1 protein-coding gene is annotated in these 228 nt (G+C 68.4%); it reads left to right on the forward strand.

The window, feature by feature from the left end; genetic code table 11:
• The coding region (locus RRF55_RS28415) for a glycosyltransferase family 9 protein (RefSeq protein WP_439419359.1) at nt 1-228 on the forward strand (228 nt) is incomplete at both ends.

A 228-nucleotide genomic window follows, 5' to 3' on the forward strand; every position in this document is an offset into this window, starting at 1 on the left:
CTCGCCGAGGCGATCGACCTGCTGTCGTGCAGCGATGCGGTGGTGTCCAACGATTCGGGGCTGATGCACGTGGCCGCAGCGCTCAATCGCCCGCTGGTGGCGGTGTACGGGTCGACCTCGCCGGGCTTCACCCCACCGTTGGCCGACCAGGTCGAGGTGGTGCGCCTGGGGCTGGAATGCAGCCCGTGCTTCGACCGCACCTGCCGCTTCGGCCACTACAATTGCCTG

Origin of the sequence: Klebsiella sp. K47, assembly GCF_051858335.1 — a bacterium.
GTDB classification, from domain to species: Bacteria; Pseudomonadota; Gammaproteobacteria; order Enterobacterales; family Enterobacteriaceae; genus Klebsiella; species Klebsiella pneumoniae.